The sequence below is a fragment of the Nonomuraea sp. NPDC049709 genome (assembly GCF_040674815.1).
GTDB lineage: Bacteria > Actinomycetota > Actinomycetes > Streptosporangiales > Streptosporangiaceae > Nonomuraea.
Genome location: NZ_JBFANM010000004.1, coordinates 98,490 through 122,500 on the forward strand (window position 1 = coordinate 98,490; position 24,011 = coordinate 122,500).

Sequence of the window (24,011 nt, forward strand, 5' to 3'; positions counted from 1 at the left end):
GGGAGCCCGCCGCAGCCGACGGGAACCCGCAGCAGCCACCCGGAGACCCACCGCGGCCGACCGCAGGCCGCGGGTGGCCGACCGAGGGCCGCGGGTGGCCGACCGAGGGCCGCGGGTGGCCAGCCGGAGCCGCGGGCGGCCGGCGCCCGAGGCTCGCGCGGGTCGCCGTCAGCGTGCGAGCGGCGCCCGCGCAAAACCCCAGGGTCGAGCGGCGCCAGCGCGAACCCCCGGAACAGGCCCCAGGATCGACCGGCGCCCGCGCGAACCCCGGAACAGGCCCCAGGGTCAAGCGGCTCCCGGGCGAACCCCGGGGACGCCCGCGGGTCAGGGCAGTGGGGGCAGGTCCGGTGGGGTGGCCGCCGGGGTCTGCTCGATGGCGGCGAGGGCGAGTTCGATCGCCTTGTCGAGCTGCGGATCCCGCCCCGCCACCCGGTCCTGCGGCGTGATCACCACCTCGATGTCCGGATCGACCCCGTAGTTCTCCACCCCCCACCCCGGCCCGTCGAGCCAGAACGAGTAGCGCGGCTGCGTGACCCGGGTGCCGTCCACGAGCGAGTAGCGCGAGTCGATCCCGATCACCCCGCCCCACGTCCGCGTCCCCACCAGCGGCCCGATCCCGCGGTTCTTGATGCCCGCGCTCACGATGTCGCCGTCGGAGCCCGCGAACTCGTCCGTGACCGTCACCACCGGCCCCCGGGGCGAGTCGTCCGGGTAGCGTCTCGGCTGGTACCAGCGGGCGTGTGCCCAGCCGGTCACCTTGCGGGACAGCTTCTCCAGCACCAGCTCCGACAGGTGCCCGCCGCTGTTCTCGCGCACGTCCACGACCAGCCCCTCGAAGGCCATCTCGGTGCGCAGGTCGCGGTGGAACTGCGCCCACCCGGAGGCCACCATGTCGGGCACGTGCAGGTAGCCGAGCCGCCCGCCGGACGCCTCCCGGACGTGGGCCCGCCGGCTCTCCACCCACTCGTGGTAGCGGAGCTGGCCCTCGTCGGCGATCGGGCTGACCACGACGCGGCGTACGTCGCCGCCGGAGGCGTGCCGCACGGTGAGCTCGATGGGCTGGTTGGCGGTGCCGGCCAGCAGGGGCAGCGGGCCGCGTACCGGATCGACCGGGCGCCCGCCCACCGCGAGGATCGCGTCGCCGGCACGGATCGCGACACCGGGCGCGAGCAGCGGCGAGCGGGCGGCGTGGTCGGAGGACTCGCCGGGCAGGATGCGCACGACCCGCCACACCCCGTCGCCGTCCCTGGCCAGGTCCGCGCCGAGCAGGCCCTGGCGGCGCCGGGGGTCGGCGCCGGAGCCGTTGGCCACGGCATAGGCGTGGGAGGTGCCCAGCTCGCCCTGCGTCTCCCACAGCAGGTCGATCAGCTCGGAGTGGGAGCCGATGCGGTCGACCAGCGGCTCGTAGCGGTCGAGGACGCCCTGCCAGTCGACGCCGTTCATGTCCTCGCGCCAGAAGTGGTCGCGCATGAGCCGCCCGGCTTCGCGGAAGCCCTGCCGCCACTCGGCGATCGGGTCGATCTGGACGTTGATCCGGTCGAGGTCGATGGTGACGATCTCGTCGCTCTCGCTCGCGGCGCGGGTCTGCAGGCCGTTCTTGCCGTTGGTGACGAGCCTGGAGCCGTCGCCGCTGACCTCGAACGCGCGCACCTCCCTGCCCAGCTCGGCCTTGGCGCGCTTCTTGAGGTCATAGCGTTCGAGCACGGTCTCCGCGCTCTGCTCGGTGCCGTCGCCGAGCTGCCCGGTGAGCGGGAAGCGCAGCCAGAGCAGCGCGTCCTTGGCGGTGCGCAGGTTGCCGTAGCTGGCCGCGGGCACGGGCACCGGCACGACGCGGGAGGCCAGCCCGTCGGGATCGACCTCGGTGCGTGGCGGCGTGTCGTCCTTCTTGTCGTCCTTCGAGGGCTTGTCGTCCTCGCCGTTGAACCCGCGCCCCTGCAGCGAGGGGTCGAACGGCGAGGGCGTGGTGGCCTGCAGGGGCACGATGTACGGCTTGCAGCCCTGGGGGAAGGACAGGTCGAAGACGTGCGCGTCGTAGACGGGGTCGAACGTCCGGACCGACAGGAACGCCAGGTGCTTGCCGTCCTTGGTGAACACCGGGTCGTAGTCGGCGAACCGGGCGGGAGTGACCTCGATCACCGAGGTCCCGTCCACCCGACCCATCCTGATCTGGGTCAGCCGCCGGTGGTGCGGGTGCTCCCAGGCCAGCCACCCGGAGTCGGGCGAGAACGCCAGCCCGCTCACATCGCCCTCGTCGGTCCGGTCGAGCTCCCTGACGTTCTCGGTGGCGAGGTCGATGACCAGCAGCCGCCCGTCGTGCATGGCCACGGCCACGTGCTTGCCGTCGGGCGCGGCGACCAGCTCCAGCACCCGCCCGAGCTGCCCGGAGGCCATGGTCCTGACCTCGCCGCCCGGGGTGCCGATCTCGAGCCCGTCCTCCCCGCTCGCGTCGGACACCCACACGGCCTTGCCGTCGGCGTCGAGCACCCGAGGCAGGCGGACGCGCACGCCCGGCTGCGCCCGCAGCGCGCCCGCGGGCCCGTCGCGGTGGGTGACCCAGTGCGCGGTCCCGCGGATCTCCACCGCGCTGGCCCGCCCGGTGGCGTCCGGCGAGAACGAGCCGACCCGCGTGGGCACCAGCCGCCTGGACCGCCCCGGCCGCGGCCCGCCCAGCCGGATCTCCAGCGGGTGGGGCTCATCGTCCAGGCTCTCCAGCAGCCACAGGTCCCCGGCGTGGCCGTAGATCACCCGCTCGCCGTCGCTGACGGCGTGCCGGGCGTAGAACTCCTCGTGGGAGCTGTGCTTGCGCAGGTCGGACCCGTCGGGCAAGGCGGAGTAGAGGTTGCCGACGCCGTCGGTGTCGGACAGGAACACGATCCGGTCCCCGACCCAGCTCACCGACCAGTATTGCGCCGTGCTGTCGGCGAACAGCCTGGTGAACTCCCCGTCGCCCTCGGCGTCCACCCAGAGCTTGCCCGCCGTGCCGCCCCGGTATCGCTTCCACTGCGAGGGCTCGCGCCATATCGACGAGACGGTGGCGACCTTCCCGCCGCTGACGGCCGCCTCGCTCACCCACCCGTACGGCAGCCGCGTGGCCGGACCTCCGTCGAGCGGCACCGCGTACGCCCAGCGTCTGCTGCTGGAGCCCTCTCCAGTCGCGCTGATCGCGAGCACGTCGCCGTCCGCGGTCCACCCGCGGACCGAGGTCGTGGCGTCGCCCCAGTGGGTCAGCCGCTCGCCCTCGGCTCCGTCGACCTCGGCCGCGAACACCTCGGGAGCACCCTCTTTGGTGCTGGTCCAGGCGATGCGTGCGCCGTCGGGCGAGAACCTCGGATATGCCACCGGTACGCGGTCGGCGGTGAATCGCCACGCGCGTCCCCCGGCCCGCGGAGCGAGCCAGACGTCGTCGTCGGCGACGAAGGTGACCAGGTCATCGTGCAGGTGCGGGTATCTCAGATATGCGCCAGTTGCCACAGCTGCACACTAGTGCGAGATGCCAAGAGGAGCCCATGGATTCCTCCCCGGGCGGACGTACGACGGCCCGGGAATGACCAAGTCCGGGATGCGGATGTACGTACAGGGAAGGGAGGATATGCCCGATTTAGCGCCCTGTGAGGAATCATGAAGATCTTCGCCCGTACGCATCAGCTCCCGCCCCGCCTGGCCGCCGGGGCCTTCATCCTGAGCTCCGGGCTGGACCTGGCGCACGCCGGCGAGGAGACCGCCGCCTCCCTGCACGGCATGGCCGCGGGCCCCTACCCGTTCCTGCGCCGCATGGACCCGGCGGTCTTCGTCCGGCTGCTGTCGAAGGGCCAGATCGCCGTCGGCACGGCGCTGCTGGTGCCGTTCGTGCCGTCGTTGCTGGCGGGGGCCGCGCTGACCGGGTTCGCGGCGGGGCTGCTCGGCATGTATCTCGGCACGCCCGCGATGCGCCAGGAGGGCAGCCTGCGGCCGAGCCCGGGAGGCACCGCCGTCGCCAAAGATGTCTGGCTGCTGGGCATCGGCCTGGGCCTGATGGTCGAGGAGCTGCGCGCCCGCGGCCACCATTGATCTCCGATCCTTGACCGCTAACGTTGACAAAGTCGGGTAGCCCGGACGCATGGTACAAATCGGCTACACCTTGATGTCCGAACAGACCCCGGCCCGCGAGCTGGTCGACTACGCCGCCGCGGCCGAGCGGATCGGCTTCGACTACGCCGTCATCTCCGATCACTATTTCCCGTGGCTCGAGGAGATGGGGCACTCGCCCTACTGCTGGTCGGTGCTCGGCGCGGCCGCCCAGGTCACCGAGCAGTTGCCACTCATGACGTACGTGACCTGTCCGATCATGCGCTACCACCCCGCCGTGGTGGCGCAGAAGGCGGCCACGATGGGCGTGCTGAGCCAGGGCAGGTTCACGCTGGGCCTCGGCGCCGGTGAGAACCTCAACGAGCACGTCATCGGCGAGGGCTGGCCGCCCGTGGACACCAGGCACCAGATGTTCGCCGAGGCCGTGCAGATCATCAGGGAGCTCTTCAGCGGCGAGTACATCACCTACCAGGGCGAGTTCTACGACGTGGACTCGGCCAAGTTGTACGACCTGCCGGACACCCCCGTCCCCATCGGCATCGCCGCCTCGGGCGGTCAGTCGGCCGAGATCGCCGCGGAGCTCGGCGACGTGCTGGTGGTCAACGAGCCGATGCCCGAGGTGGTCCAGCAGTTCAACGCCGCCGGCGGGCAGGGCAAACCGGTCTACGGGCAGCTCGCCATCGCGTACGACACCGACGCCGAGGCCGCCAAGCAGCGCGCGCACGAGCTGTGGCGCTGGGCGAGCGTCGGCGGCTGGAAGGTCATGGCCGAACTGCCGGGACCGGTGAACTTCACCGCGGCCGCCGGCACGGTGCGCCCGGACGACGTGGCCCAGAGCGTGCCCTGCGGCAACGACGTGGACGCCGTCGTGCAGGGCGTCCGGAAGTTCACCGAGGCCGGATACACGCACGTGGCTCTCGTCCAGATCGGGCACGACCAGCAGCAGCCCTTCTTCGAGTGGGCGGAGAAGGAGCTGCTGCCGGCCTTGCGCGAACTGTGACTACGGGACGATGTTGACCAGCTTGGGCGCCCGCACGATCACCTTGCGCGGCATGCCCTGCAGGTAGGGGGCGACCTTGTCCGAGGACAGCGCCAGCTCCCGCAGCTCGTCCTCGGCGATGCCCGGCGGCACCTCCAGCCGGTCGCGCACCTTGCCCGCCACCTGCACCACGCAGGTGACCGACTCCTGCACCAGCAGCGCGGGGTCGGCCACCGGCCACCCGCCGAACGCGACGGACCCGGTGCGGCCCAGCCGCTCCCAGCCCTCCTCGGCGGTGTAGGGGGCCACCAGCGACAGCATGATCGCCAGCGACTCGGCGGCCTCGCGCACCGCCGGGTCGGCGGGACCGCAGCCGGAGTCGATGGCCTTGCGCGCGGCCGAGGTCAGCTCCATCATGCGCGCCACCGCCACGTTGAAGCGGTAGGACTCGACCAGCTTGGTGACCTCGTCGATCGTGTGGTGGGTCACCTTACGCAGGTCGACGTCGCCGTCCGCGAACGGGACGCCCGGCTCGCTGGCGACCTCCGACATCACCCGCAGCGCGCGGGCCAGGAACTTCTGCGACGCGGCCGGCGACAGGTCGGCCCAGTCGATGTCGTCCTCGGGCGGCCCGGCGAACACCATGGTCAGGCGTACGGCGTCCACGCCGAAGTCGTCGATCTGCTGGCCCAGGTCCACGCCGTTGCCCAGGGACTTCGACATGGCCTTGCCGCCGTTGATCACCTGCCCCTGGTTGAGCATGCGGACGAACGGCTCGGTGAAGTCCACCATGCCCATGTCGTGCAGGACCTTGGTGAAGAAGCGCGAATACAGCAGGTGCAGCACCGCGTGCTCGATGCCGCCGACGTACTGGTCGATCGGGCCCCACTTACGCACCTGCTCGGGGTCGAACGGGCCGTCGGTGTAGCCCGGCGAGCAGTAACGCAGGAAATACCACGACGAGTCGACGAACGTGTCCATCGTGTCGGTGTCGCGCTTGGCCGGCCCGGAGCACTTGGGGCACTCGACGTTGACCCACTCCGTGGCGCTGGCCAGCGGGGAGACGCCCTTGGGCGCCAGCGCCTCGCCGCGCAGGTCGGGCAGCGTGACGGGCAGCTGCTCGTCGGGGACGGGCACCTCGCCGCAGTCGGGGCAGTGGATGATCGGGATCGGCGTGCCCCAGTAGCGCTGCCGGGACAGCAGCCAGTCGCGCAGCCGGAAGTTGACCGCGCCGGCACCCTTGCCCTCGACCTCCAGCAGCTCGATGATCTTGGCGATCGCCTCGGTCTTGGCCAGGCCGTCCAGCGGGCCGGAGTTGACCAGCGTGCCCTCGCCGGGCGTGGCCTCGCCGGTCTCGCCCGGGTCGGCCAGGCCGGTGTGCACGACGACCTTCACCGGCAGGTCGAACTTGCGGGCGAAGTCCAGGTCGCGCTGGTCGTGGGCGGGCACGGCCATGATGGCGCCGTGGCCGTAGTCGGACAGCACGTAGTCGGCGGCCCAGACCGGGATGCGCTCGCCGTTGACCGGGTTGATCGCGTGGCGGCCCAGGAAGACGCCGGTCTTCTCCTTGTCGGTGGACAGCCGCTCGATGTCGCTCAGCTTGGCGACCTCGGCACGGTAGGCCTCGAACGCCGGGCGCTGCTCGTCGGTGACGATCTCGTCGGCCAGCGCGGCGTCGGCGGCGACCACGAAGAACGTGGCGCCGTACAGGGTGTCGGGGCGCGTGGTGTAGACGTGGACCGGCGCGTCGCGGCCCTCGATCTCGAACAGCACGTCGGCGCCCTCGGAGCGGCCGATCCAGTTGCGCTGCATGGTCAGCAGCCGCTCGGGCCAGCCGTCCAGCTGCTCCATGTCGTCCAGCAGGCGGTTCGCGTAGTCAGTGATCTTGAAGTACCACTGCGTCAGCTCGCGGCGGATGACGTCGGCGCCGCAGCGCTCGCACTTGCCGGCCACGACCTGCTCGTTGGCCAGCACCGTCTGGTCGTTGGGGCACCAGTTGACCAGGCCGCCCTTGCGGTAGGCCAGGCCGCGCTCGAAGAAGCGGTTGAACAGCCACTGGTTCCAGCGGTAGTAGTCGGGGTCGCTGGTGTGCAGGCGGCGCGACCAGTCGAAGGCGATGCCGTAGCGCCGGAACGAGGTGGCCTGCGTCTCGATGTTGGCGTAGGTCCACTCGGCGGGGTGGGCGTTGCGCTTGATCGCCGCGTTCTCCGCGGGCAGGCCGAAGGAGTCCCAGCCGATCGGGTGCAGGACGTTGTAGCCCTTCTGCATCCAGAAGCGCGCGACGACGTCGCCGATGGCGAACACCTCGCCGTGGCCCATGTGCAGGTCGCCGGACGGGTAGGGGAACATGTCGAGCATGTAGCGCCGCTCGCGGGTGTCCGCGGCGTCCTCGCTCGCCCGATAGGTGTCCTGCTCCTCCCATCGCTGCTGCCACTTGGCCTGCAGCGCCTGCGGGTCGTACTCACTCACGGCTACTGTCCTTCTGGCTTGATTCGGACCCATAAGAAAACCCCTCGCGCACACAACGAGGGGTGAAGCCGCGACGGCGAGAGCTCAGGGCCGTCGCGGCCCGCTAAGAAGCAGGGTCGCGGAACGCACGTGTCAAGCCTAGCGCACGTCTTCGGCTGAATGCAGAAACTCGATCGAGGTCCGCGGGCACAATGGTCTCTTCAGGTCCGGTGAGACCTGATGGTGATGTATCCGTTGTGACCTCATTCGTCCCAGAAGAATAGCCTTGTCGCCGTGGTATACCCAGCTGAGCCCGATCGACCGGAGGGCGGCCTGCCGTTGCAGGACCCGCCCACCGATCCACATGGCTTCGCTCGTTTCGCTGCGGAACCACCTGGGTCTCCTGGAAAATCCCATGAGATCATGCGTGACACGTCAAATCCGGATATAACGGGACATCCGGACACAACCTCGGGAGGGCCGGCAGCAATGGCAACGGAGAATTCCGGACCTCACCTGCCATCGTCCTGGCCGGAGGCACCACGACGCGACGCGGCGCCCTCCTGGCCGGACTCCCCCCCGGCCGAGGTCCCCACGTCCTGGCCCGAGTCCTCCAGGCCGGCCCAGCCGGAACCGTCCTGGCCGGAGCCGCCGCGCAAGGACACCTCCTGGCCGGAGCCGCCGGGCGCCTCCCGCAGCGGCCCGGCCGGCCCTCCGTCGTGGCCCGACGCGCCCACGCAGGGACCGTCCTGGCCCGACGCTCCCCGCCAGAACGGGGGCCGGCCCGAGAGCTCGCCGCACGACGTGCCCATCGCGTGGCCGGACGCGCCGCCGCAGAGCACCGGGCCTGCCCCCTGGCAGGACGCTCCCGCGCACAGCACCGGGCCCGCCGCCTGGCAGGACGCTCCCGCGCACAGCACCGGGCCCGCCGCCTGGCAGGACGCTTCCGCGCCGGGCATCCCCACGCCCCCGCCGGGCCAGCCGGTCGTCCCGGACCCGGTGCCGGCGTGGGCGCAGCCGCCCACCCCCTCCCCCGGCGCGTGGTCCAACCTCGCCAGCCCCGCCCCCTGGCCCCAGGCCGAGCGCGCGGCGGCGGCCGACCCGTCGGCCGAGCACACGATGATGTACGACAGCCTGAACGCCCCGGCCGGCAACCTGAGCCCCCAGCAGGCCGGCCCGCACACCGCGCCGCCGGCCGCCCCGCCGCAGGACGGGCCGCCCGGTCCCCAGCCGCCCCAGGGCCACCCGGCCGAGGAGCGCACGGTCACCTACGCCCAGCACTCCGAGAACCTGCTGAACGACCGCGCCGTCCCCTCCGCCCCCATGGACTCCGCGCACGTCGGCGCGCCTCCCGGCGAGGACCAGTCCGGCCGCCCCGGCTCGAACCTGAGCCGCGACCCCTCCGACCCGGAGCACCGGTTCGTCACGGCCGGCCAGATCAGCGGCTCCCGCACCCCGCCGCCCGAGCGCCAGCAGGAGCTCTGGAACACCGTCTTCGGCGACAACTACCAGTCCATGGGCGAGCGGGACTCCTTGGACGACGACGAGCCGGGCAAGCCCATCTGGATCTACGCCCTCGGCGGCTCCGTGGCGATCGCGCTGGTCGCCGCGCTGCTGTGGGCGTTCCTGTGGGGGCCGCTGGCCGGCGAGGAGCCGTCGAGCGCGAACGTGGCCGGCGGCAAGGCCACGGCGTCGCAGGAGCCGAAGACCACCAAGACCTCGACCTCGATCGGCCCGCTGCCGAAATACTCCGGCAGGGCCGCCCCCGTGATCGGCCGCGTTCCCGTCGCCGCCGCCGGGGTCTCGATCCCGCGCCTGGGCGGCACGTGGCAGCTCGACCAGCGTGCCACGGTCAAGGGCACGTACGGCTTCGACAGCCGCCAGTACGTCCAGGTGGCGCCGGAGAAGTACGCCGAGCTGCTGGTCGGCCCGCTGTCGCCGAGGCTGGCCTCGTACTACGAGCAGGACAACCTGGAGCCGGTGATCAAGCAGGTCGTGCTGAGCGCCCGCAAGCGCTTCTTCCCGCCGGACAACAAGGTCCGCAAGATCGCCCAGCAGCCGATCAAGGTGAACGGCCAGACGGGACGGCTGATCGCGTACTCGCTGACCTCGGAGACCGAGAAGGCCACGATCGTGACGATGGCCGTCAACACCGGCGCGAACGTGCCGGCCATCGTCTACATGTCGATCCCGTCGGACAGCAAGCAGCTCCTGCCCGACATCCGCACGGTGATGAACCAGATGAGGCTGGCCGGCCAGTCGTGACGGCCGCCGCTAGAAACTGCACTCCATGTGCTTGATCCCGTTGATGAAGCTGGAGTGCAGGCGGTCCGGCCGGCCGCCCTCGATGGCCGGCACGCGGCGCAGCAGCTCGCGGAACATCACGGTGATCTCGCGCCTGGCCAGGTGGGCGCCCAGGCAGAAGTGGGGGCCGGGGCCGCCGTAGCCGACGTGCGGGTTGGGGTGGCGGGTGATGTCGAAGCGCAGCGGATCGGCGAACACGGCCTCGTCCCTGTTCGCCGCCCAGTAGAACAGCACCGCCTTCTGGCCCTCGCGGTAGAGGTGCCCGTTCATCTCGAAGTCCCTGGTGACCTTGCGGCGCATGAAGTTCACCGGGGAGGCCAGCCGGACGATCTCCTCCACGGCCCCGGGCGCGCGCCCGTCGATGTCCTCCAGCCAGAGCGCGCGCTGGTCGGGGTTCTTGGTGAGCAGGCGCAGGCCGTACGAGATGGCGTTGCGCGTCGTCTCGTTGCCGGCCACGACCAGCAGGATGAAGAACGAGCCCAGCTCCTGCATCGTCAGCCGCTCGCCGTCGATGTTGGCGTTGACCAGGGACGAGGTCAGGTCGCCGGTGGGGTTGTCGGCGCGGTGGGCGGCCAGGTCCTGCACGAGCTGCTGCAGCTCCATGCCGGCGTTGAGCAGCCGCTCGGCGAGCTGTTCGAGGTCGCCGCCGGTGTATTCGGGGTCGAAGCCGCCGAGGATGATGTTGGAGCGGTCGAAGACGAACTGGTAGTCGCGCTCGGGGATGCCCATCATGTCGCAGATGATCTTCAGCGGCAGCCGGGCGGCGACCTCGGTCACGAAGTCGCAGCCGGGACCCTTGGCCACGAGGTCGTCGACGATGCCGACGGCCGCCGACTCCACGTCGGTCTCGAACTGCTTGATCATCTTGGGCGTGAAGGCGCGGGAGACGATCCGGCGCAGCCGGGCGTGCCGCGGGTCGTCCATGTTGATCATGGAGCCGAAGTACTCGGCGAACTCCGCCGGCATGTCGGGGATGTTGGTCGCGCCGCCGTCGCCCGAGCAGAAGATCTCCGGGTTGCGGCTGGCCTCGAGGATGTCGGCGTGCTTGACCAGCGCGTAGTAGCCCGGGCCTTGCGGCGCGTACGACATCTCCATCTCTTCGAAGAAGGCCGGGGTGTCACGCGCGCGCAACCGCTCGAACGCCTCCTCGCGCTCGCTCATGGGCTTGGCCCAGAAGTCGCGGTCCGACAGGTCGAAGTCCAGGACGCTCATGACCCAATCATTGGAAAAGCAGCCACTTACGTCAATGGGTGCGACGTACACCGTACGTACGAAGGCGGAAAAACCTGTGGCTCCCGGTACCCCGTGTCCCTAAGGTGTCCTCCATGACCTTCTTCTACCTCCGCTAGCGATCCGCCGGCGGGTCGCGGACGACCCACCGCCGGCGATGCGGGACGGCTGAGCGACCACCGTCCCGGGTCGCGACGTGGGAGAAGGACAGTTGGCTACCTTTGCCGTGGCCAGGGCCGTGCGTGGCATCGAGCCCCTGGTGGCCATGGAGATTCGACGTTCCCGCATCGGCGTGGTGCGCGGTGTGCGCCATCGCGAGGTGTGGTTCGAGGCCCCGCCGGGGGCCGACCTGCTGAGCCTGCGCACGGCGGACGACGTGCTGCTGGCCGCCGCCGTGGTCGACGGGATCGGCCACGACCGCTCGGCGCTGGGCCGGCTGGCCAGGGCGGCGCGCGAGCTGGACACCGGGCTGCTGGCGCGGGCGGGCGACGGGCTGGAGGTGTCGGCGTCGTTCGTGGGACGGCGCAACTACACCAGGTTCGAGATCGAGGACGCGGTGGGGACGGAGCTGGCGCGGCCGCTGCGGCTGCCGTACCACTCAAGGCGGGACGGCGGGCGGCCGCCACTGGACGCGATGTCGTGGCGGGTCACGATCGAGGGCGACCAGGCGGTCATCGCGGTCCGGCCGGGACGGCGGCCGCTGCACCGCAGGGCGTACAAGACGGCCTCGGTCCGGGGCACGCTGCACCCGCCGGTGGCCGCCGCCATGGCGCAGCTCGCCCGGCCGGCCGGGGCCGGGACGGTGCTCGACCCGTGCTGCGGGGCGGGCACCACGCTCATCGAGGCCTGCGCGGTGGCCGGGCCCGGCGTGCGGATGCTGGGCTTCGACCACGACCCGGCCGCCGTCGCCGCCGCCACCGCCAACTCGGGGGACCACCGGGCGTCGTTCGCCTGGGCGGTGGCCGACGGGGGGCGGATCCCGGTGGCCTCCGGGAGCGCGGACCGCGTGCTGGTGAACCCGCCCTGGGGCCGCCAGGTGCCGCCGGCCGGGCGGCTCGCCGGCGGCCTCGGCCCGCTGTGGAGGGAGGTCCGGCGGGTGCTGGCTCCCGGCGGGCTGGCCGTGGCGCTGGTCCACGACGAGATCCCGCGCGGGTTCGCGGTGGAGGAGACGATCCGGGTGAGCCTGTCGGGGCAGCACCCGGTGATCGCGGTCCTCAGCGTCTCATGAGGCCGGGCCGAGCCAGTCCAGGATGAGCCGGTTGACCTCGGCGGGCCGTTCCAGGTGGAGGAAGTGCCCGGCGCCCGCCACCTGCTCGGCCCGCGAGCCCTCCGGCAGGTGGTCGAGCGCGTTCTTCACCAGCTCGGCGCTCAGGCACCCGTCCTGGGCGCCGTGCAGGTAGAGGACGGGACCCGCGACCCCGGGCTCGACGGCCGGGTAGCGGCCCGAGGGCGGCGTGGTGCCGAGCATGGCCCGGTAGTAGCCGATGGCCGCGCTCAGGTTCGCCGGGTCGCCGAGGCTGCGCCGGACGAACTCCAGGTCCTCACTGGCGTCGTAGCCGGGCGACCAGTCGCGCCAGAGGTTGTCGATGAAGCCGGGGGTGGCGGCGGCCGCCTCCGCCAGGCCGGTCTGGAAGAGGAAGATGTAGAACGAGCGCTTGAGCTGCTCGTAGTCGAAGAACACGCCCGCCAGCGAGCCCGGCGGCGGCACCGCGAGCGTGACGGCGCGCCGGAAGCGGCCGGCCGTGGCGTAGACCGGGAAGCTGCCCCAGTCGTGGCCGATGACGACGGCGTCGTCACCGCCGCCGAGCTCCTCGTGCAGGCCCCGCAGGTCGGCGACCAGCGCCGCGTCCTCGTAGGCGCCGTCGGCCGGGACCTCCGTGGGCGCGTAGCCGCGCAGGAACGGCGCGACCGCGCGGTAGCCGCGCTCGGCCAGCGCGGGCATCAGGTGCCGCCAGGTGTGCGCGGTGTCAGGGAAGCCGTGCAGGCACAGCGCCAGCGGCCCCTCACCCAATGACAGATACGCGAACTCCACCCCATTGGCGTGGATAGTCCTGATCTCCATGACTGCGAAACCTAGCATTCGACTCGCTCGGAGGGTGGCACAACACGTGGGACCCGCTGGTCAGAACGTGTAGCGGAGGTGCTTGACGCCGTTGATGAAGTTGGACAGCAGGAAGTCGGGCTCCCCCACGGCCCTGATGTCCGGCAGGCGGGTGAACAGCTCCCGGAACATCACGGTCATCTCCCTGCGCGCGAGATGGGCGCCCAGGCAGTAGTGCGGGCCGGGGCCGCCGAACCCGACGTGCGGGTTGGGGTCGCGGGTGATGTCGAACGTGTCCGGGTCCGCGAACACCGACTCGTCGCGGTTGGCCGAGTTGTAGAAGAGCAGCACCTTGTCACCCTTCTTGTACGCGGTGCCGTTCATCTCGTGGTCCCGGGTCAGCGTTCGGCGGAACTGGATGACCGGCGTGGCGTAGCGGACGATCTCGTCGCAGGCGCCGACGATGCGGCCGTCGAAGTCCGCCAGCAGCAGCTCGCGCTGGCCGGGGTGGTCGGTGAAGAGCTTGAGCCCGTACGCGATCGCGTTGCGGGTGGTCTCGCTGCCCGCCACGACCAGCAGGATGAAGAACGAGCCCAGCTCCTGCGAGCTGAGCCGCTCCTCGCCGTTGACCAGGAGGCTGACCAGGTCGCCCGTGGGCCGCCTGCGCCGCTCGTCGCCCAGGCGGGCGGCCAGGCGGTTGAGCGAGAAGCCGGCGTGCAGCAGCCTGACCAGGCCGCGGGCGACGTTGATGCGGCCGAACTCGGGGGCGATGCCGGTGTATTCGGAGTCGGCGTTGCCGAGGATGACGTTGGTCCGCCGCAACACCATGTCATGAAATTTCGGGGGGATGCCCATCATGTCGCAGATGACCCGTACGGGGAGCCTGGCCGCCACCTGCGTGACGAAGTCGCCCGGACCCTCCTCGATCGCCCGGTCCACGATCTCCCTGGCCGCCCGCGCCAGGTCCTCCTCCATCTTCGACAGGATGCGCGGCGTGAACGCCCGCGAGACGATCCGCCTCAGCCTCGCGTGTCTCGGGTCGTCCATGTTGATCATCGAGCCGAAGTAGACGCTCAGCCAGCGCGGCATGTCGGGGATGCTGTTGGAGCACGGCTCGCTGCTGAACACGGCCGCGTTCCTGCTGGCCTCGGTCACGTCGGCGTGGCGGACCAGGGCGTGGTAGCCCGGCCCGCCGCCGATGAACGGCACCGTCTGCTCCGGCACGAAGGCCGGGCGGTCGAGCTCGCGCAGCTTGCGGAAGGCCTCCATGCGCTCGGCCTGCGGCAGCCCCCAGAACGGGATCTGCGACAGGTCGAGGTCCGCGGGCATCGTCATACCGACGAGATTACGCAAGTGACCACTTACGTCAAGGCTTGCTCCCCCTGATCAGGTCGGCCCCCTTCTCGCCGATCATGATGGCCGGCGCGTGGGTGTGGCCGCGGTTCAGGGTCGGCATGATGGACGCGTCCACGACCCTGAGCCCCTGGACGCCGCGCACGCGCAGGGCCGGGTCCACGACGGAGTCCTCGTCGGCGCCCATGCGGCAGGTCCCGACGGGGTGGTAGAGGGTCTCGCCGCGCTCGCGTACCCACTGGGCGAGCTCCTCGTCGGTCTCCGGCGCCCAGTAGGGCGCCATCGGCCCGCCCGCGTACGGCCTCATCGCGGCGGTGGCGAACACCTGCTTGGCCATCCGCAGCCCCGCGACCAGGCGCCTGACGTCGGCCTCGGCGGTGAGGTAGCCGGGGTCGATCACCACGTCCCTGCCGCTCAGCCCGACCCGGCCGCGGCTCTCCGGCTGCAGCAGCACGACCCCGACGGTGAGCCCGTGGCCGGTCGGCGGGGTGAGGCCGTGGTCGATGAACGGCCCCGGCGCGAAGATCAGCTCGATGTCCGGCGCCGGCTCCCCGTCCGAGGTCTTGATGAACGCGACCGCCTCCCCCACGTTCGTGGTGAGCATGCCGGAGCGCAGGACGATGTAGCGCAGCAGGTTGCTCATCGACTCGGCCTTGGTGAGCGTCACCGGCTGCTTGCACTCGATGAACACGCCGCTCGACAGGTGGTCCTGGAGGTTCCTGCCGACCTCGGGCAGCTCGTGCACGATCGGGACCCCGGCGTCGCGCAGCTCGTCGGGGGCGCCCACGCCGGAGCGCAGGAGCAGGTAGGGGGAGCCGATCGCGCCCGCGGCCAGGACGACCTCGAGCCTGGCCTTGATCTGGGCGCCGCCGCTGTGCTCGATGCCCGTCGCCCGCTTGCCGTCGAACGTCACCCGGTCCACCGTGGCACCCGTGATCACGTGGAGGTTGGGCCGCGAGGTGGCGGGGCGCAGGTAGGCGTCGGCGGAGCTCCAGCGCCTGCCCCGGTTCTGGGTGACGGGGGTGGGGCAGTAGCCCTCGTTGGAGCGGCCGTTCAGCTCGCCGAGGCGGCTGAGGCCGAGCTCCTCGCACGCCCGCAGGAACGCGGCGGTGGTCACGTTGGGGCTGCGCAGCTCCGAGATGTACAGGGGGCCGGTGGTGCCGTAGACGCCGCCCTGGTTGGTGCCGACGCGGCGCTCGGCCCTGGTGAAGTACGGCAGGACGTCGTCGTAGGCCCAACCCTGGACGCCCCACTGGTCGTAGTCCTGCTGGCAGCCGCGCACCCACATCTGGGCGTTGAGCGAGGAGGAGCCGCCGAGCACGCGACCCCGCGGCCAGTAGAGCTCACGGCCGGACATCTCGCCCTGTTTGGCCGTGGTGTAGTTCCAGTCGTAGTCGGTCTTGAACAGTTTGGCGAAGCCCGCGGGCATGCGGATCTCCAGCTTGTCGTCCGTCCCGCCCGCCTCGACCAGCGCCACCGACACACCCGGATCCGTGGATAGTCGGTTGGCCAGCACGCATCCTGCAGAGCCCGCCCCGACGATCACGTAGTCGTACTCCATGACCCCCTCCAAGGGGTAAGTAACTTCCTACTTGCTTACTCGACGTAGGCGGGCGCGTCCATATCCAGTTGTGACCCGCGTTGCCTCGCGTGGTCCGCGTTCAGCGGACTGCTGCAGGTGGCATTGAAATTGCCCCTACAGTGGTCCGCGTCCAGCGGGCCACTGCAGGTGGCAATGAAATTGCCCCTACCAACCGGTATGCACGGCCTGCGAGGATGGCGCCGAAGCCGTTCAGAGGGAGGAAGGCGTCATGCTCAACTTGTCGGTCGTCTTGGAAGACAGCGCCAGGAACACCCCCGACCGCACCGCGATCGTCTTCGGCGACATGCGGCTGCCGTACTCCATGATCGACACGGTCGCCAACCAGGTGGCGAACCTGCTGGTGACGCGGGGCATCGGCAAGGGTGACAAGGTCGCGCTGGCCTGCCCCAACCTGCCGTATTTCCCGTTCGTCTACTACGGCATCCTCAAGGCCGGCGCGACGGTGGTGCCGCTCAACGTGCTGCTGCAGTCGCGCGAGATCGCCTATCACCTCGACGACAGCGACGCCAAGGCGCTGTTCTGCTTCGAGGGCACGCCCGAGCTGCCGCTGGGTGAGCGTGGCAAGGCCGGTTTCGAGGCGGCGCAGGGCTGCGAGCACTTCTTCGTGCTGCCCGCGACCCCGTTGGCGACCGAGTCGGAGTACGGCGAGTCCATCTGGGCCGCGCTCGGCGGGATGGCGGCGGAGTTCGAGACCGTGCAGACGTCACCCGACGACACCGCGGTGATCCTCTACACCTCGGGCACCACGGGCCAGCCCAAGGGAGCCGAGCTCAGCCACCAGAACATGCTGATGAACTCCATGGTCAGCGACAAGATGTTCCCGCGGGAGGAGGGCGCGGCCGACACCTACCTGGCGGTGCTGCCGCTGTTCCACTCCTTCGGCCAGACGGTCGTCATGAACACGGGCTTCCTGCGCGGCGCCACCGTGGTGCTGATGCCGCGCTTCGACCCCGGCGAGGCGCTGTCGATCATGGTGAAGGAGAACGTGACGTTCTTCGCCGGGGTGCCCACGATGTACTGGGGCATGCTCACGAAGATCCACGCCGAGGGGGCGGAGGTGCCGCGCTCGGTGCGGGTGGCCGTGGCGGGTGGCGCGTCGTCGCCGGTCGAGGTGCTCAAGGACTTCGAGCAGACGTTCGGCATCGGCATCCTGGAGGGCTACGGCCTGTCGGAGACGTCGCCGGTGGCCAGCTTCAACCAGCTCGGCCGGCCCACCAAGCCCGGCACGATCGGCACCCCCATCTGGGGCGTGGAGATGAAGCTGATCGACGGCGACTGGAAGACCGTCGAGGGCGAGGGCCCCGGCGAGATCGCCATCCGCGGCCACAACATCATGAAGGGCTACTACGGCCGGGCGGAGGCGACGGCCGAGGTCATGAAGGACGGCTGGTTCCGTACCGGCGACATCGCCACGCGCGACGCCGACGGCTACTACTCCATCATCGACCGGGCCAAGGACATGATCATCCGGGGCGGGTTCAACGTCTACCCGCGCGAGCTCGAAGAGGTCCTCATGACGCACGAGGCCGTGTCGCTGGCCGCCGTGGTCGGGGTTCGGCACGAGTCGCACGGCGAGGAGATCAAGGCGTACGTCATCCGCACCCCCGGGGCCACGATCACCGAGGACGAGCTGATCGCCTGGGCCAAGGAGAACATGGCGGCCTACAAGTACCCCCGGATCATCGAGTTCCGCGACTCCCTGCCGATGACGGCCACGGGCAAGATCCTCAAGCGCGAGCTCCGGTAGCCGGCCGGTCTCCCGATCCTCGAAGGCGCGGGCCCGGCCCGCGCCTGCTTTCTCGCCGGCCCATGGGATGCCCGATGCTCGCGCTCTTCGACCTGGACAACACGCTGATCGACCGGCTGGCGGCATTCGAGCGGTGGGCCGCCGGGTTCGCCGCCGAGCGGGGGCTGGGCGGCGAGGCGGTGGCCTGGCTGGTGGCGGCGGACGCGGACGGGTCGGTGCCGATGGGCACGTTCTTCGCCCTCGTACGCGAGCGGTTCGGGCTCGCCGAGCCGGCGGAGGACCTGTGGCGGGCGTACCGGGCGCGGCTGCCGTACCTGGTGCGGTGCCGGCCCGAGGTGCTGGAGGGGTTAAACCGCCTGCGGGCGGCCGGCTGGTCGGTGGGGATCGTGACGAACGGGATGGCCGACAACCAGACGGGCAAGATCCGGCACAGCGGGCTGGCCACGCGGGTGGACGGATGGGCGATCTCGGACGCGGAGGGCGTACGGAAGCCGGACGTCCGGCTGTTCGAAATCGGCGCCGCGCGCTGCGGGGCCTCGTTGCGCGACGGCGGGTGGATGGTCGGGGACGACCCGGAGATGGACATCGCGGGCGGGCGCGGCGCGGGCCTGCGCACGATCTGGATCGACCGCGGGCGCGTGCCGGAGCCGCCCCGGGCGGACCACGTGGTGACCGACGCCGTCGCCGCCATGGACCTGCTTATCCAGGTGAAGTGGCCCAGGCCGGGCCGATAGCTTGCTCGGTATGCGCGATCGACCGGACGACTTCGACGAGGGGCTGCTGCGGCCCGCACTGGGCGAGTGGGGGATCGAGGCCGCCACGCTGGACTACGCGCCGGTCGGGTTCGGCGACTTCCACTGGGTGGCGGGCGACACGGGCGGGCGGCGCTGGTTCGTCACGGTCGCGGACGTGCGGCGGCGCACCTTCGACGGCCTCCGGCTGGCCATGGAGACGGCGGCGGCGCTGCGCGAGGAGGCGGGCCTCGGGTTCGTCGTCGCGCCGCTGCGCGGCGCCGACGGCACGACGCTGCGCCGCCTCGACCGCCACCGGTACGCCATGAGCGTGTTCCCGTACGAGGACGGCACCCCCGGCCACTTCGGCGACGAGCAGCCCGCCGGCGAGCGGGCCCTCGTCATCGACCTGCTGGCCGAGCTGCACGCGACCCCGCCCCCGCTGCCGACCCCCGACCGCCCGGTGGAGCTGACCGGCCGGGCCGGGCTGGAGCAGGCGCTGCGGAACACGTCCCTGCCCTGGCTCGGCGGCCCGTACGCCGGGCCCGCGCAGGAGCTGATCGCCGATCACACCGGGGTGCTGCGGCGCGGGCTGGAGGAGTTCGACCGGCTGGCGGGCAGGCCCGGGGAGCCGGTGGTCACGCACGGCGAGCCGCACCCCGGCAACCTGCTGCGCGCCCCCGGCGGGCGGCGGCTGCTGCTGGACTGGGACACGGTCGGGATGGCCGTGCCGGAGCGGGACCTGTGGCTGGTGGCCGGGACCGACGACGACCTCGCCCGGTACGCGGAGGCGACCGGCCGCGAGCCGGACCCCGGCGCCCTCGCGCTCTACCGGCTGCGGTGGGCCCTCGACGACGTGGCGGAGTTCGTGGCGTGGTTCCGGGGGCCGCACGGTGCCACGCCGGACGCCGAGCAGGCGTGGCAGGGCCTCACCGGCACGCTGCGCGAGCTGGCGAAACTTTCATCGTCCTGACCGCTTGAGCTGCGCCTCTTGGCAGCTCACCGCCTTCCGTCTCGCGGGATCGTACCTGGCCCGTTGCGTTGCCGAAATTTTCTGTGGACACTCGCAATATTTCGGCGGACGAGCGAGAGGAACTCGATGAAGCTGAGAGCTCGAATAGCAAGCGCCGTGATCGCCGCCGCGGCACTGGTGGCCGCCGGGCTGATGGCCGCGCCGCCGGCCTCGTCCGCCCAGCTCACGGAAGTGACCGGCTTCGGTACGAACCCCACCAACCTACGCATGCACCTGTACGTCCCCGACGGTGTCCCCGCCCGGCCCGCGCTGCTGGTGGCCGTACATTACTGCACGGGATCCGGCCCGGCCTTCCACTCCGGCACGGAGTTCGCCTCGCTCGCCGACCGGTACAAGTTCGTGGTCATCTACCCGTCGGCGACCAGGAGCGGCTCGTGCTTCGACGTCTCCTCTCCGCAGGCGCTGCGCCATGACGGCGGCAGCGACCCCGTCGGGATCGTCTCCATGGCCAGGTACGTCCAGCAGCGCCACAACGCCGACCCCGCCCGTACGTTCGTGACGGGCGCCTCCTCCGGCGGCATGATGACCAACGTCCTGCTGGGCGCCTACCCTGACGTGTTCAAGGCGGGAGCGGCCTTCATGGGCGTGCCGTTCGGCTGCTTCGCCACCACCGACGGCTCCAGCTGGAACAGCGCCTGCGCCAACGGCCAGGTCACCAAGACGCCGCAGCAGTGGGGCGACCTCGTACGCGCGGCCTACCCCGGATACACCGGCGCGCGGCCGCGCATGCAGACGTGGCACGGCACCGAGGACACCACGCTGCGCTACCCGAACTTCCAGGAGCAGATCAAGCAGTGGACCGACGTCCACGGCCTGAGCCAGACCCCCAGCCTCGCCGACCAGCCCCGATCCGGCTGGGCCCGAACCCGGTACGGCGGCACGGGCACCATGGCCCCGGTCGAGGCGATCAGCCTCCAGGGCGTGGGCCACAACCTGCCGCAGAGCGGGATGGCGGCCGCGGTGATCGACTTCTTCGGCCTGTCGGACGGCGGCGGCGACCCCACCACCACGCCGACCACCTCACCCACCCCGCCGACCGGGGCGTGCCGCGTCACGTACACGACGAACACCTGGAACACCGGCTTCACCGCCGCCGTCACCATCGCCAACACGAGCACGACCCAGGTCTCCGCCTGGAACCTAGCCTTCACCCTGCCGACCGGCCAGACGATCACCTCGACCTGGAACGCCTCGATCTCGCCGACCAGCGGCCAGGTGACGGCCAGGAACGCCTCCTACAACGCGGCCATCGCTCCGGGGGCGTCCGCGTCGTTCGGCTTCCAGGCCACGCACGGCGGCAACACCGCCCAGCCATCCTCCTTCACCCTGAACGGCGCCACCTGCACCTGATCCGCTCCCTCTTGCCTGGCCCGGCGACCTGGTCAGGGGCCGCCGGGCCGGCTCCTTCCCTGAAAACTGCTTCACCTTTACCGGGTTCCCGCTTGCCCCGATGCCGACTGTAGCCATACGGTCACTTTAAGCAGTTGGGAGAGTCTAAGGAGATCACGTGGGCAGGCACGCGAAGCCCCACAATCCCAAGGAGCAGCCGCTGGAGTCACCAGAGGACTCCAGCACGGACGAGCACCATCCCAGCAGGGGGCGGCACGCCAAGGACAGGCACCATCGCATGGCGGCCGGACACGGCGAACAGGCTGATTCCCTGTCCACGTCCGCGGGGTAGCGACGGAGCTTGCGTCAACCGCAAGCTCCGTTTCGCTTCGGACACCGACCCTTGGTGCGGATCGGCGTCGCCTCAGGGCCAGTCGATGGCGGGCCGGAGCGGGACGCCGGAGCGGCCTTGCTGGTCGAGCTTGACGCCCAGCACCTGATGGAGCTGGACCTTGTTGCGCTCGAAGCCCACGATGCACCCCGCCATGTACAGGGCCCACACCCGGGCCGTGCCCATGCCGACCTCCTGGACCGCGTCGTCCCAGTTGGCGTCCAGGTTGTCGCACCAGTGCCGCAGGGTCTTGGCGTAGTGCTCCCGCAGGTTCTCCTCGTGGCGGATCTCGAAGCCGATGTCCTCCATCTGCCGGATCAGCCAGCCCACCGACTCCAGCTCCCCGTCGGGGAAGACGTAGCGGTTGATGAAGCCGCCCTTGTTGAACGTCTTCTCCTTGCCGGTCGGCCGGGTGATGCAGTGGTTCAGGATGCGGCCGCCGGGCCTGAGCTTGCCGTACAGGAACTGGAAGTACGACGGCACGTTCGCCTTGCCGATGTGCTCCGTCAGGCCGATGGAGCTGACCGCGTCGAAGCCCGACTCCTTGACGTCGCGGTAGTCCATGAAGCGGACCTCCGCCAGGTCCTGCAGGCCCGCGTCGGCGATGGCCTTCTGCGCCCACTCCGCCTGCCGGCGGCTCAGCGTGACGCCGAGCGCCTTGACGCCGTAGTGCTTGGCGGCGTGCATGACCATGCCGCCCCAGCCGCAGCCGACGTCCAGCAGGCGCATCCCCGGCTCCAGGCCGAGCTTGCGGGCCACCAGGTCGAACTTGGCGTACTGGGCCTCCTCCAGCGTCGAGTCCTCCGTCGGGAAGCACGCGCACGTGTAGGCCATGGACGGGCCCAGGACCCACTCGTAGAAGCGGTTGGAGACGTCGTAGTGGTGGTGGATGGCCTCGGCGTCGCGCTGCTTGGCGTGCCGGGAGCCCAGTCTCGCCAGGGTGCTCTGGCGGATCTCCTGCGGTGGCGGCGGCACCCGCATGAGGAGCGGCTTGACGCCCAGCGACCGGACGGCGGCGACCTTCTCGGAGGTCGTCAGGTCGTTGGTGGTGATGTTCCACATCCGGTCCAGCAGCGCGTACAGGTCGCCGTGAACGTCAATGTGACCGGAGATGTACGCCCTGGCCAGGCCCAGCTCGCCCGGTGCCTGGGCCAGGTAGGCCACCGCGATCGGTGATTTGACCTCGAGGGCCAGGTCGGCGCCGTCCGGCCCGGCCTTGCTGCCGTCGTAGGCCATGAACGCGAGGTTCGCTTCCGTGCCGACGATTTTCTCAAAGATGGTTGCGAGAGCCATCAACTCACCTTCCCCGTACACACTTTTCGTACAGGTCCAGCAGGCGACCGTTCGGGTCGTATTCCCGCTTGACCGGCCAATAGGCGTCGCCGTTGTACAGCTGCCAGAACTGCTCACGGGCATAGAACGAGGTCGAGTAGAGCGACTTGTGGCCATCGAGATCGTGCACCGAAGACTCGATGAGCCGGTTGTAGTAACCGTCGAACCGCCCCCGTGGCAGCGGCACCATTCCCCAGAAACCGAAATTGACGTAGAGCTTGCCCGGCTCGAGCGGGTAGAGCGGCCAGCGGGTCGAGGCCCGCAGCGGGCACATCCACACCGGGGTCATGCCCACCTTGTCGTGGAAGAACTCCAGGAACTCGGCCCCGCGCTCGACCGGGGTCTCGACGTCCTGGATGACCGACTCCTGCACCGGCTGGTCGCGCCACCTGTCGACGCGGGCGGTCAGGCCGTATTTCCGGTCGAGCGCCACCAGGCGCCGGTAGACGTCGGAGCGCATCCAGCGGCGCGGCATGAGCGAGCGGACCACCGGCTGCTGCACGCCGAAGGCGCGCGAGCACCAGAACCAGTCGGTGTCCCAGCGCCACAGGTAGTCGCGGATCGTCAGCCAGTCGCGGCTGCGCTGCCTGATCGACTGGTAGTAGATCCGCATCCCGGTGTAGTCGGAGATGTAGGGAGCGCGCTCGGCGAAGCGGCCGAGCGTGAGGTACATCTCACCGGGGGCGAAGAAGACGCCGTCCACGAAGTCGACGCTCTCGCCGTCGTACACCATGCTGTCGCAGATCTCCTGCATGGCCAGCATGCACTTGCCCGCGTCGGTGAACTTGACGTGGGTGAGATGCACGTACGGCTGGACCTTGCGGAGCTTGATCCGGATGCGCAGGGCGTAGCCGAGCGTCCCATAGGAGTTGGGGAACGCGCGGAACAGGTCGCGGTGCTCGTTGTCGTCGCGGGCCACGACGACGCGCCCGTCACCGGTGAGGATCTCGAGCTCCTCGACCGACTCGTGCGGCAGCCCGTCCCTGAAGCTGGTGGACTCGATCCCGAGCCCGGTGACGGCGCCGCCCAGCGTGATCGTCTTGAGCTGCGGCACCACATAAGGCATGAGCCCGTGCGGCAGCGTGGCGTCCACCAGGTGCTCGTACGTGGTCATGCCCTGGACCTCGGCCGTCATCGTCTCGGGATCGACGCTGATGACCTCGTCGAGATCCCGGGCCGAGAGCTTGGCCGTCCGCCCGCCGTCGCGGAACCTGAAGAGGTTGGACGTGGACTTGGCCAGCCGGGGCGCGGCGTCGCCGGGGATCGCGGCGTACGACTGCCGGATCTGCTCTACTGCCCGTTGGTGTGTCGACATCGTCGTCGTCACGAAAGCACCCCCTTGAGCTGGTAGAGATCGTCCGTAAGACGGTATCTCCCATGAGCGATCCGGAACAGACCGGGGTCGTTAAAGACACGAAAACTGTT

18 protein-coding genes are annotated in these 24,011 nt (G+C 70.6%); 9 read left to right on the forward strand and 9 right to left on the reverse strand.

Annotation, left to right across the window (positions count from 1 at the left end):
• Nucleotides 1-324: 324 nt before the first annotated feature.
• Nucleotides 325-3,471, reverse strand: coding sequence for a PDZ domain-containing protein (locus AB0J69_RS05420; protein ID WP_364113129.1), 3,147 nt, complete (start codon nucleotides 3,469-3,471; stop codon nucleotides 325-327).
• A gap of 147 nt (nucleotides 3,472-3,618) precedes the next feature.
• Between AB0J69_RS05420 and AB0J69_RS05425 the strand changes: the two genes are divergently transcribed.
• Nucleotides 3,619-4,047, forward strand: coding sequence for a hypothetical protein (locus AB0J69_RS05425; RefSeq protein WP_364113131.1), 429 nt, complete (start codon nucleotides 3,619-3,621; stop codon nucleotides 4,045-4,047).
• A gap of 49 nt (nucleotides 4,048-4,096) precedes the next feature.
• Complete coding sequence (locus AB0J69_RS05430; RefSeq protein ID WP_364113133.1) at nucleotides 4,097-5,065, forward strand: TIGR03557 family F420-dependent LLM class oxidoreductase; 969 nt, start codon at nucleotides 4,097-4,099, stop codon at nucleotides 5,063-5,065.
• Here the strand turns inward: AB0J69_RS05430 and leuS are convergent, their stop codons facing one another.
• Together leuS and AB0J69_RS05440 are read right to left on the reverse strand one after the other, a co-directional pair.
• Nucleotides 5,066-7,546: a leucine--tRNA ligase gene (gene leuS, locus AB0J69_RS05435; RefSeq protein WP_364113135.1), complete on the reverse strand. Its 2,481-nt coding sequence runs from the start codon at nucleotides 7,544-7,546 to the stop codon at nucleotides 5,066-5,068.
• A gap of 458 nt (nucleotides 7,547-8,004) precedes the next feature.
• Nucleotides 8,005-8,229: a hypothetical protein gene (locus tag AB0J69_RS05440; protein WP_364113137.1), complete on the reverse strand. Its 225-nt coding sequence runs from the start codon at nucleotides 8,227-8,229 to the stop codon at nucleotides 8,005-8,007.
• 67 nt (nucleotides 8,230-8,296) lie between these two features.
• Between AB0J69_RS05440 and AB0J69_RS05445 the strand changes: the two genes are divergently transcribed.
• Nucleotides 8,297-9,757 (forward strand): hypothetical protein, encoded by a 1,461-nt coding sequence (locus tag AB0J69_RS05445; protein ID WP_364113139.1) that lies wholly within the window; start codon nucleotides 8,297-8,299, stop codon nucleotides 9,755-9,757.
• A gap of 9 nt (nucleotides 9,758-9,766) precedes the next feature.
• Here the strand turns inward: AB0J69_RS05445 and AB0J69_RS05450 are convergent, their stop codons facing one another.
• A complete protein-coding gene (locus AB0J69_RS05450) occupies nucleotides 9,767-11,008 on the reverse strand; it encodes a cytochrome P450 (protein WP_364113141.1) in 1,242 nt (413 codons plus the stop codon).
• Nucleotides 11,009-11,237: 229 nt separating this feature from the next.
• Between AB0J69_RS05450 and AB0J69_RS05455 the strand changes: the two genes are divergently transcribed.
• Nucleotides 11,238-12,254, forward strand: a complete 1,017-nt coding sequence (locus AB0J69_RS05455; protein ID WP_364113143.1) for a methyltransferase domain-containing protein — start codon at nucleotides 11,238-11,240, stop codon at nucleotides 12,252-12,254.
• Here AB0J69_RS05455 and AB0J69_RS05460 read toward each other — a convergent pair.
• The 3 genes from AB0J69_RS05460 to AB0J69_RS05470 are packed head-to-tail and all read right to left on the reverse strand — an operon-like array spanning nucleotide 12,249 to nucleotide 15,981.
• Nucleotides 12,249-13,088: an alpha/beta hydrolase gene (locus AB0J69_RS05460; protein WP_364113145.1), complete on the reverse strand. Its 840-nt coding sequence runs from the start codon at nucleotides 13,086-13,088 to the stop codon at nucleotides 12,249-12,251. The genes AB0J69_RS05455 and AB0J69_RS05460 overlap by 6 nt on opposite strands.
• A 60-nt stretch (nucleotides 13,089-13,148) precedes the next feature.
• On the reverse strand, nucleotides 13,149-14,402 hold the full coding sequence (locus tag AB0J69_RS05465) for a cytochrome P450 (RefSeq protein ID WP_364113147.1): 1,254 nt from the start codon (nucleotides 14,400-14,402) through the stop codon (nucleotides 13,149-13,151).
• A 31-nt stretch (nucleotides 14,403-14,433) separates the two neighbouring features.
• A complete protein-coding gene (locus AB0J69_RS05470; RefSeq protein WP_364113149.1) occupies nucleotides 14,434-15,981 on the reverse strand; it encodes a GMC family oxidoreductase N-terminal domain-containing protein in 1,548 nt (515 codons plus the stop codon).
• Between the two features lie 250 nt (nucleotides 15,982-16,231).
• Here AB0J69_RS05470 and AB0J69_RS05475 point away from each other — a divergent pair, with 250 nt between their 5' ends.
• The 5 genes from AB0J69_RS05475 (at nucleotide 16,232) to AB0J69_RS05495 (ending at nucleotide 21,215) form a co-directional block, all read left to right on the forward strand.
• On the forward strand, nucleotides 16,232-17,770 hold the full coding sequence (locus AB0J69_RS05475) for a long-chain fatty acid--CoA ligase (RefSeq protein WP_364113151.1): 1,539 nt from the start codon (nucleotides 16,232-16,234) through the stop codon (nucleotides 17,768-17,770).
• A 74-nt stretch (nucleotides 17,771-17,844) separates the two neighbouring features.
• A complete protein-coding gene (locus AB0J69_RS05480; protein WP_364113153.1) occupies nucleotides 17,845-18,504 on the forward strand; it encodes an HAD family hydrolase in 660 nt (219 codons plus the stop codon).
• Between the two features lie 10 nt (nucleotides 18,505-18,514).
• Entirely contained in the window at nucleotides 18,515-19,474 is a 960-nt protein-coding gene (locus AB0J69_RS05485) for a phosphotransferase (protein ID WP_364113155.1), read from the forward strand.
• Nucleotides 19,475-19,600: 126 nt separating this feature from the next.
• A complete protein-coding gene (locus AB0J69_RS05490; protein WP_364113157.1) occupies nucleotides 19,601-20,884 on the forward strand; it encodes a PHB depolymerase family esterase in 1,284 nt (427 codons plus the stop codon).
• Between the two features lie 157 nt (nucleotides 20,885-21,041).
• Complete coding sequence (locus AB0J69_RS05495) at nucleotides 21,042-21,215, forward strand: hypothetical protein (protein ID WP_364113159.1); 174 nt, start codon at nucleotides 21,042-21,044, stop codon at nucleotides 21,213-21,215.
• A gap of 72 nt (nucleotides 21,216-21,287) precedes the next feature.
• Here the strand turns inward: AB0J69_RS05495 and AB0J69_RS05500 are convergent, their stop codons facing one another.
• Both AB0J69_RS05500 and AB0J69_RS05505 read right to left on the reverse strand, forming a co-directional pair.
• Entirely contained in the window at nucleotides 21,288-22,547 is a 1,260-nt protein-coding gene (locus AB0J69_RS05500; protein ID WP_364113161.1) for a class I SAM-dependent methyltransferase, read from the reverse strand.
• 4 nt (nucleotides 22,548-22,551) lie between these two features.
• The gene (locus tag AB0J69_RS05505) at nucleotides 22,552-23,901 is read right to left on the reverse strand and encodes an FAD-binding oxidoreductase (RefSeq protein WP_364113409.1); all 1,350 of its coding nucleotides are present in this window, start codon (nucleotides 23,899-23,901) and stop codon (nucleotides 22,552-22,554) included.
• Between the last annotated feature and the right edge of the window lie 110 nt (nucleotides 23,902-24,011).

Coding starts and splice junctions, on each gene's coding strand:
- AB0J69_RS05425 (WP_364113131.1), top strand. CDS start 3,619: ATGAAGATCTTCGCCCGTACGCATCAGCTCCCGCCCCGCCTGGCCGCC.
- AB0J69_RS05430 (WP_364113133.1), top strand. CDS start 4,097: ATGGTACAAATCGGCTACACCTTGATGTCCGAACAGACCCCGGCCCGC.
- leuS (WP_364113135.1), bottom strand. CDS start 7,546: ATGGGTCCGAATCAAGCCAGAAGGACAGTAGCCGTGAGTGAGTACGAC.
- AB0J69_RS05450 (WP_364113141.1), bottom strand. CDS start 11,008: ATGAGCGTCCTGGACTTCGACCTGTCGGACCGCGACTTCTGGGCCAAG.
- AB0J69_RS05460 (WP_364113145.1), bottom strand. CDS start 13,088: ATGGAGATCAGGACTATCCACGCCAATGGGGTGGAGTTCGCGTATCTG.
- AB0J69_RS05465 (WP_364113147.1), bottom strand. CDS start 14,402: ATGACGATGCCCGCGGACCTCGACCTGTCGCAGATCCCGTTCTGGGGG.
- AB0J69_RS05470 (WP_364113149.1), bottom strand. CDS start 15,981: ATGGAGTACGACTACGTGATCGTCGGGGCGGGCTCTGCAGGATGCGTG.
- AB0J69_RS05475 (WP_364113151.1), top strand. CDS start 16,232: ATGCTCAACTTGTCGGTCGTCTTGGAAGACAGCGCCAGGAACACCCCC.
- AB0J69_RS05480 (WP_364113153.1), top strand. CDS start 17,845: ATGCTCGCGCTCTTCGACCTGGACAACACGCTGATCGACCGGCTGGCG.
- AB0J69_RS05485 (WP_364113155.1), top strand. CDS start 18,515: ATGCGCGATCGACCGGACGACTTCGACGAGGGGCTGCTGCGGCCCGCA.
- AB0J69_RS05490 (WP_364113157.1), top strand. CDS start 19,601: ATGAAGCTGAGAGCTCGAATAGCAAGCGCCGTGATCGCCGCCGCGGCA.
- AB0J69_RS05500 (WP_364113161.1), bottom strand. CDS start 22,547: ATGGCTCTCGCAACCATCTTTGAGAAAATCGTCGGCACGGAAGCGAAC.
- AB0J69_RS05505 (WP_364113409.1), bottom strand. CDS start 23,901: ATGTCGACACACCAACGGGCAGTAGAGCAGATCCGGCAGTCGTACGCC.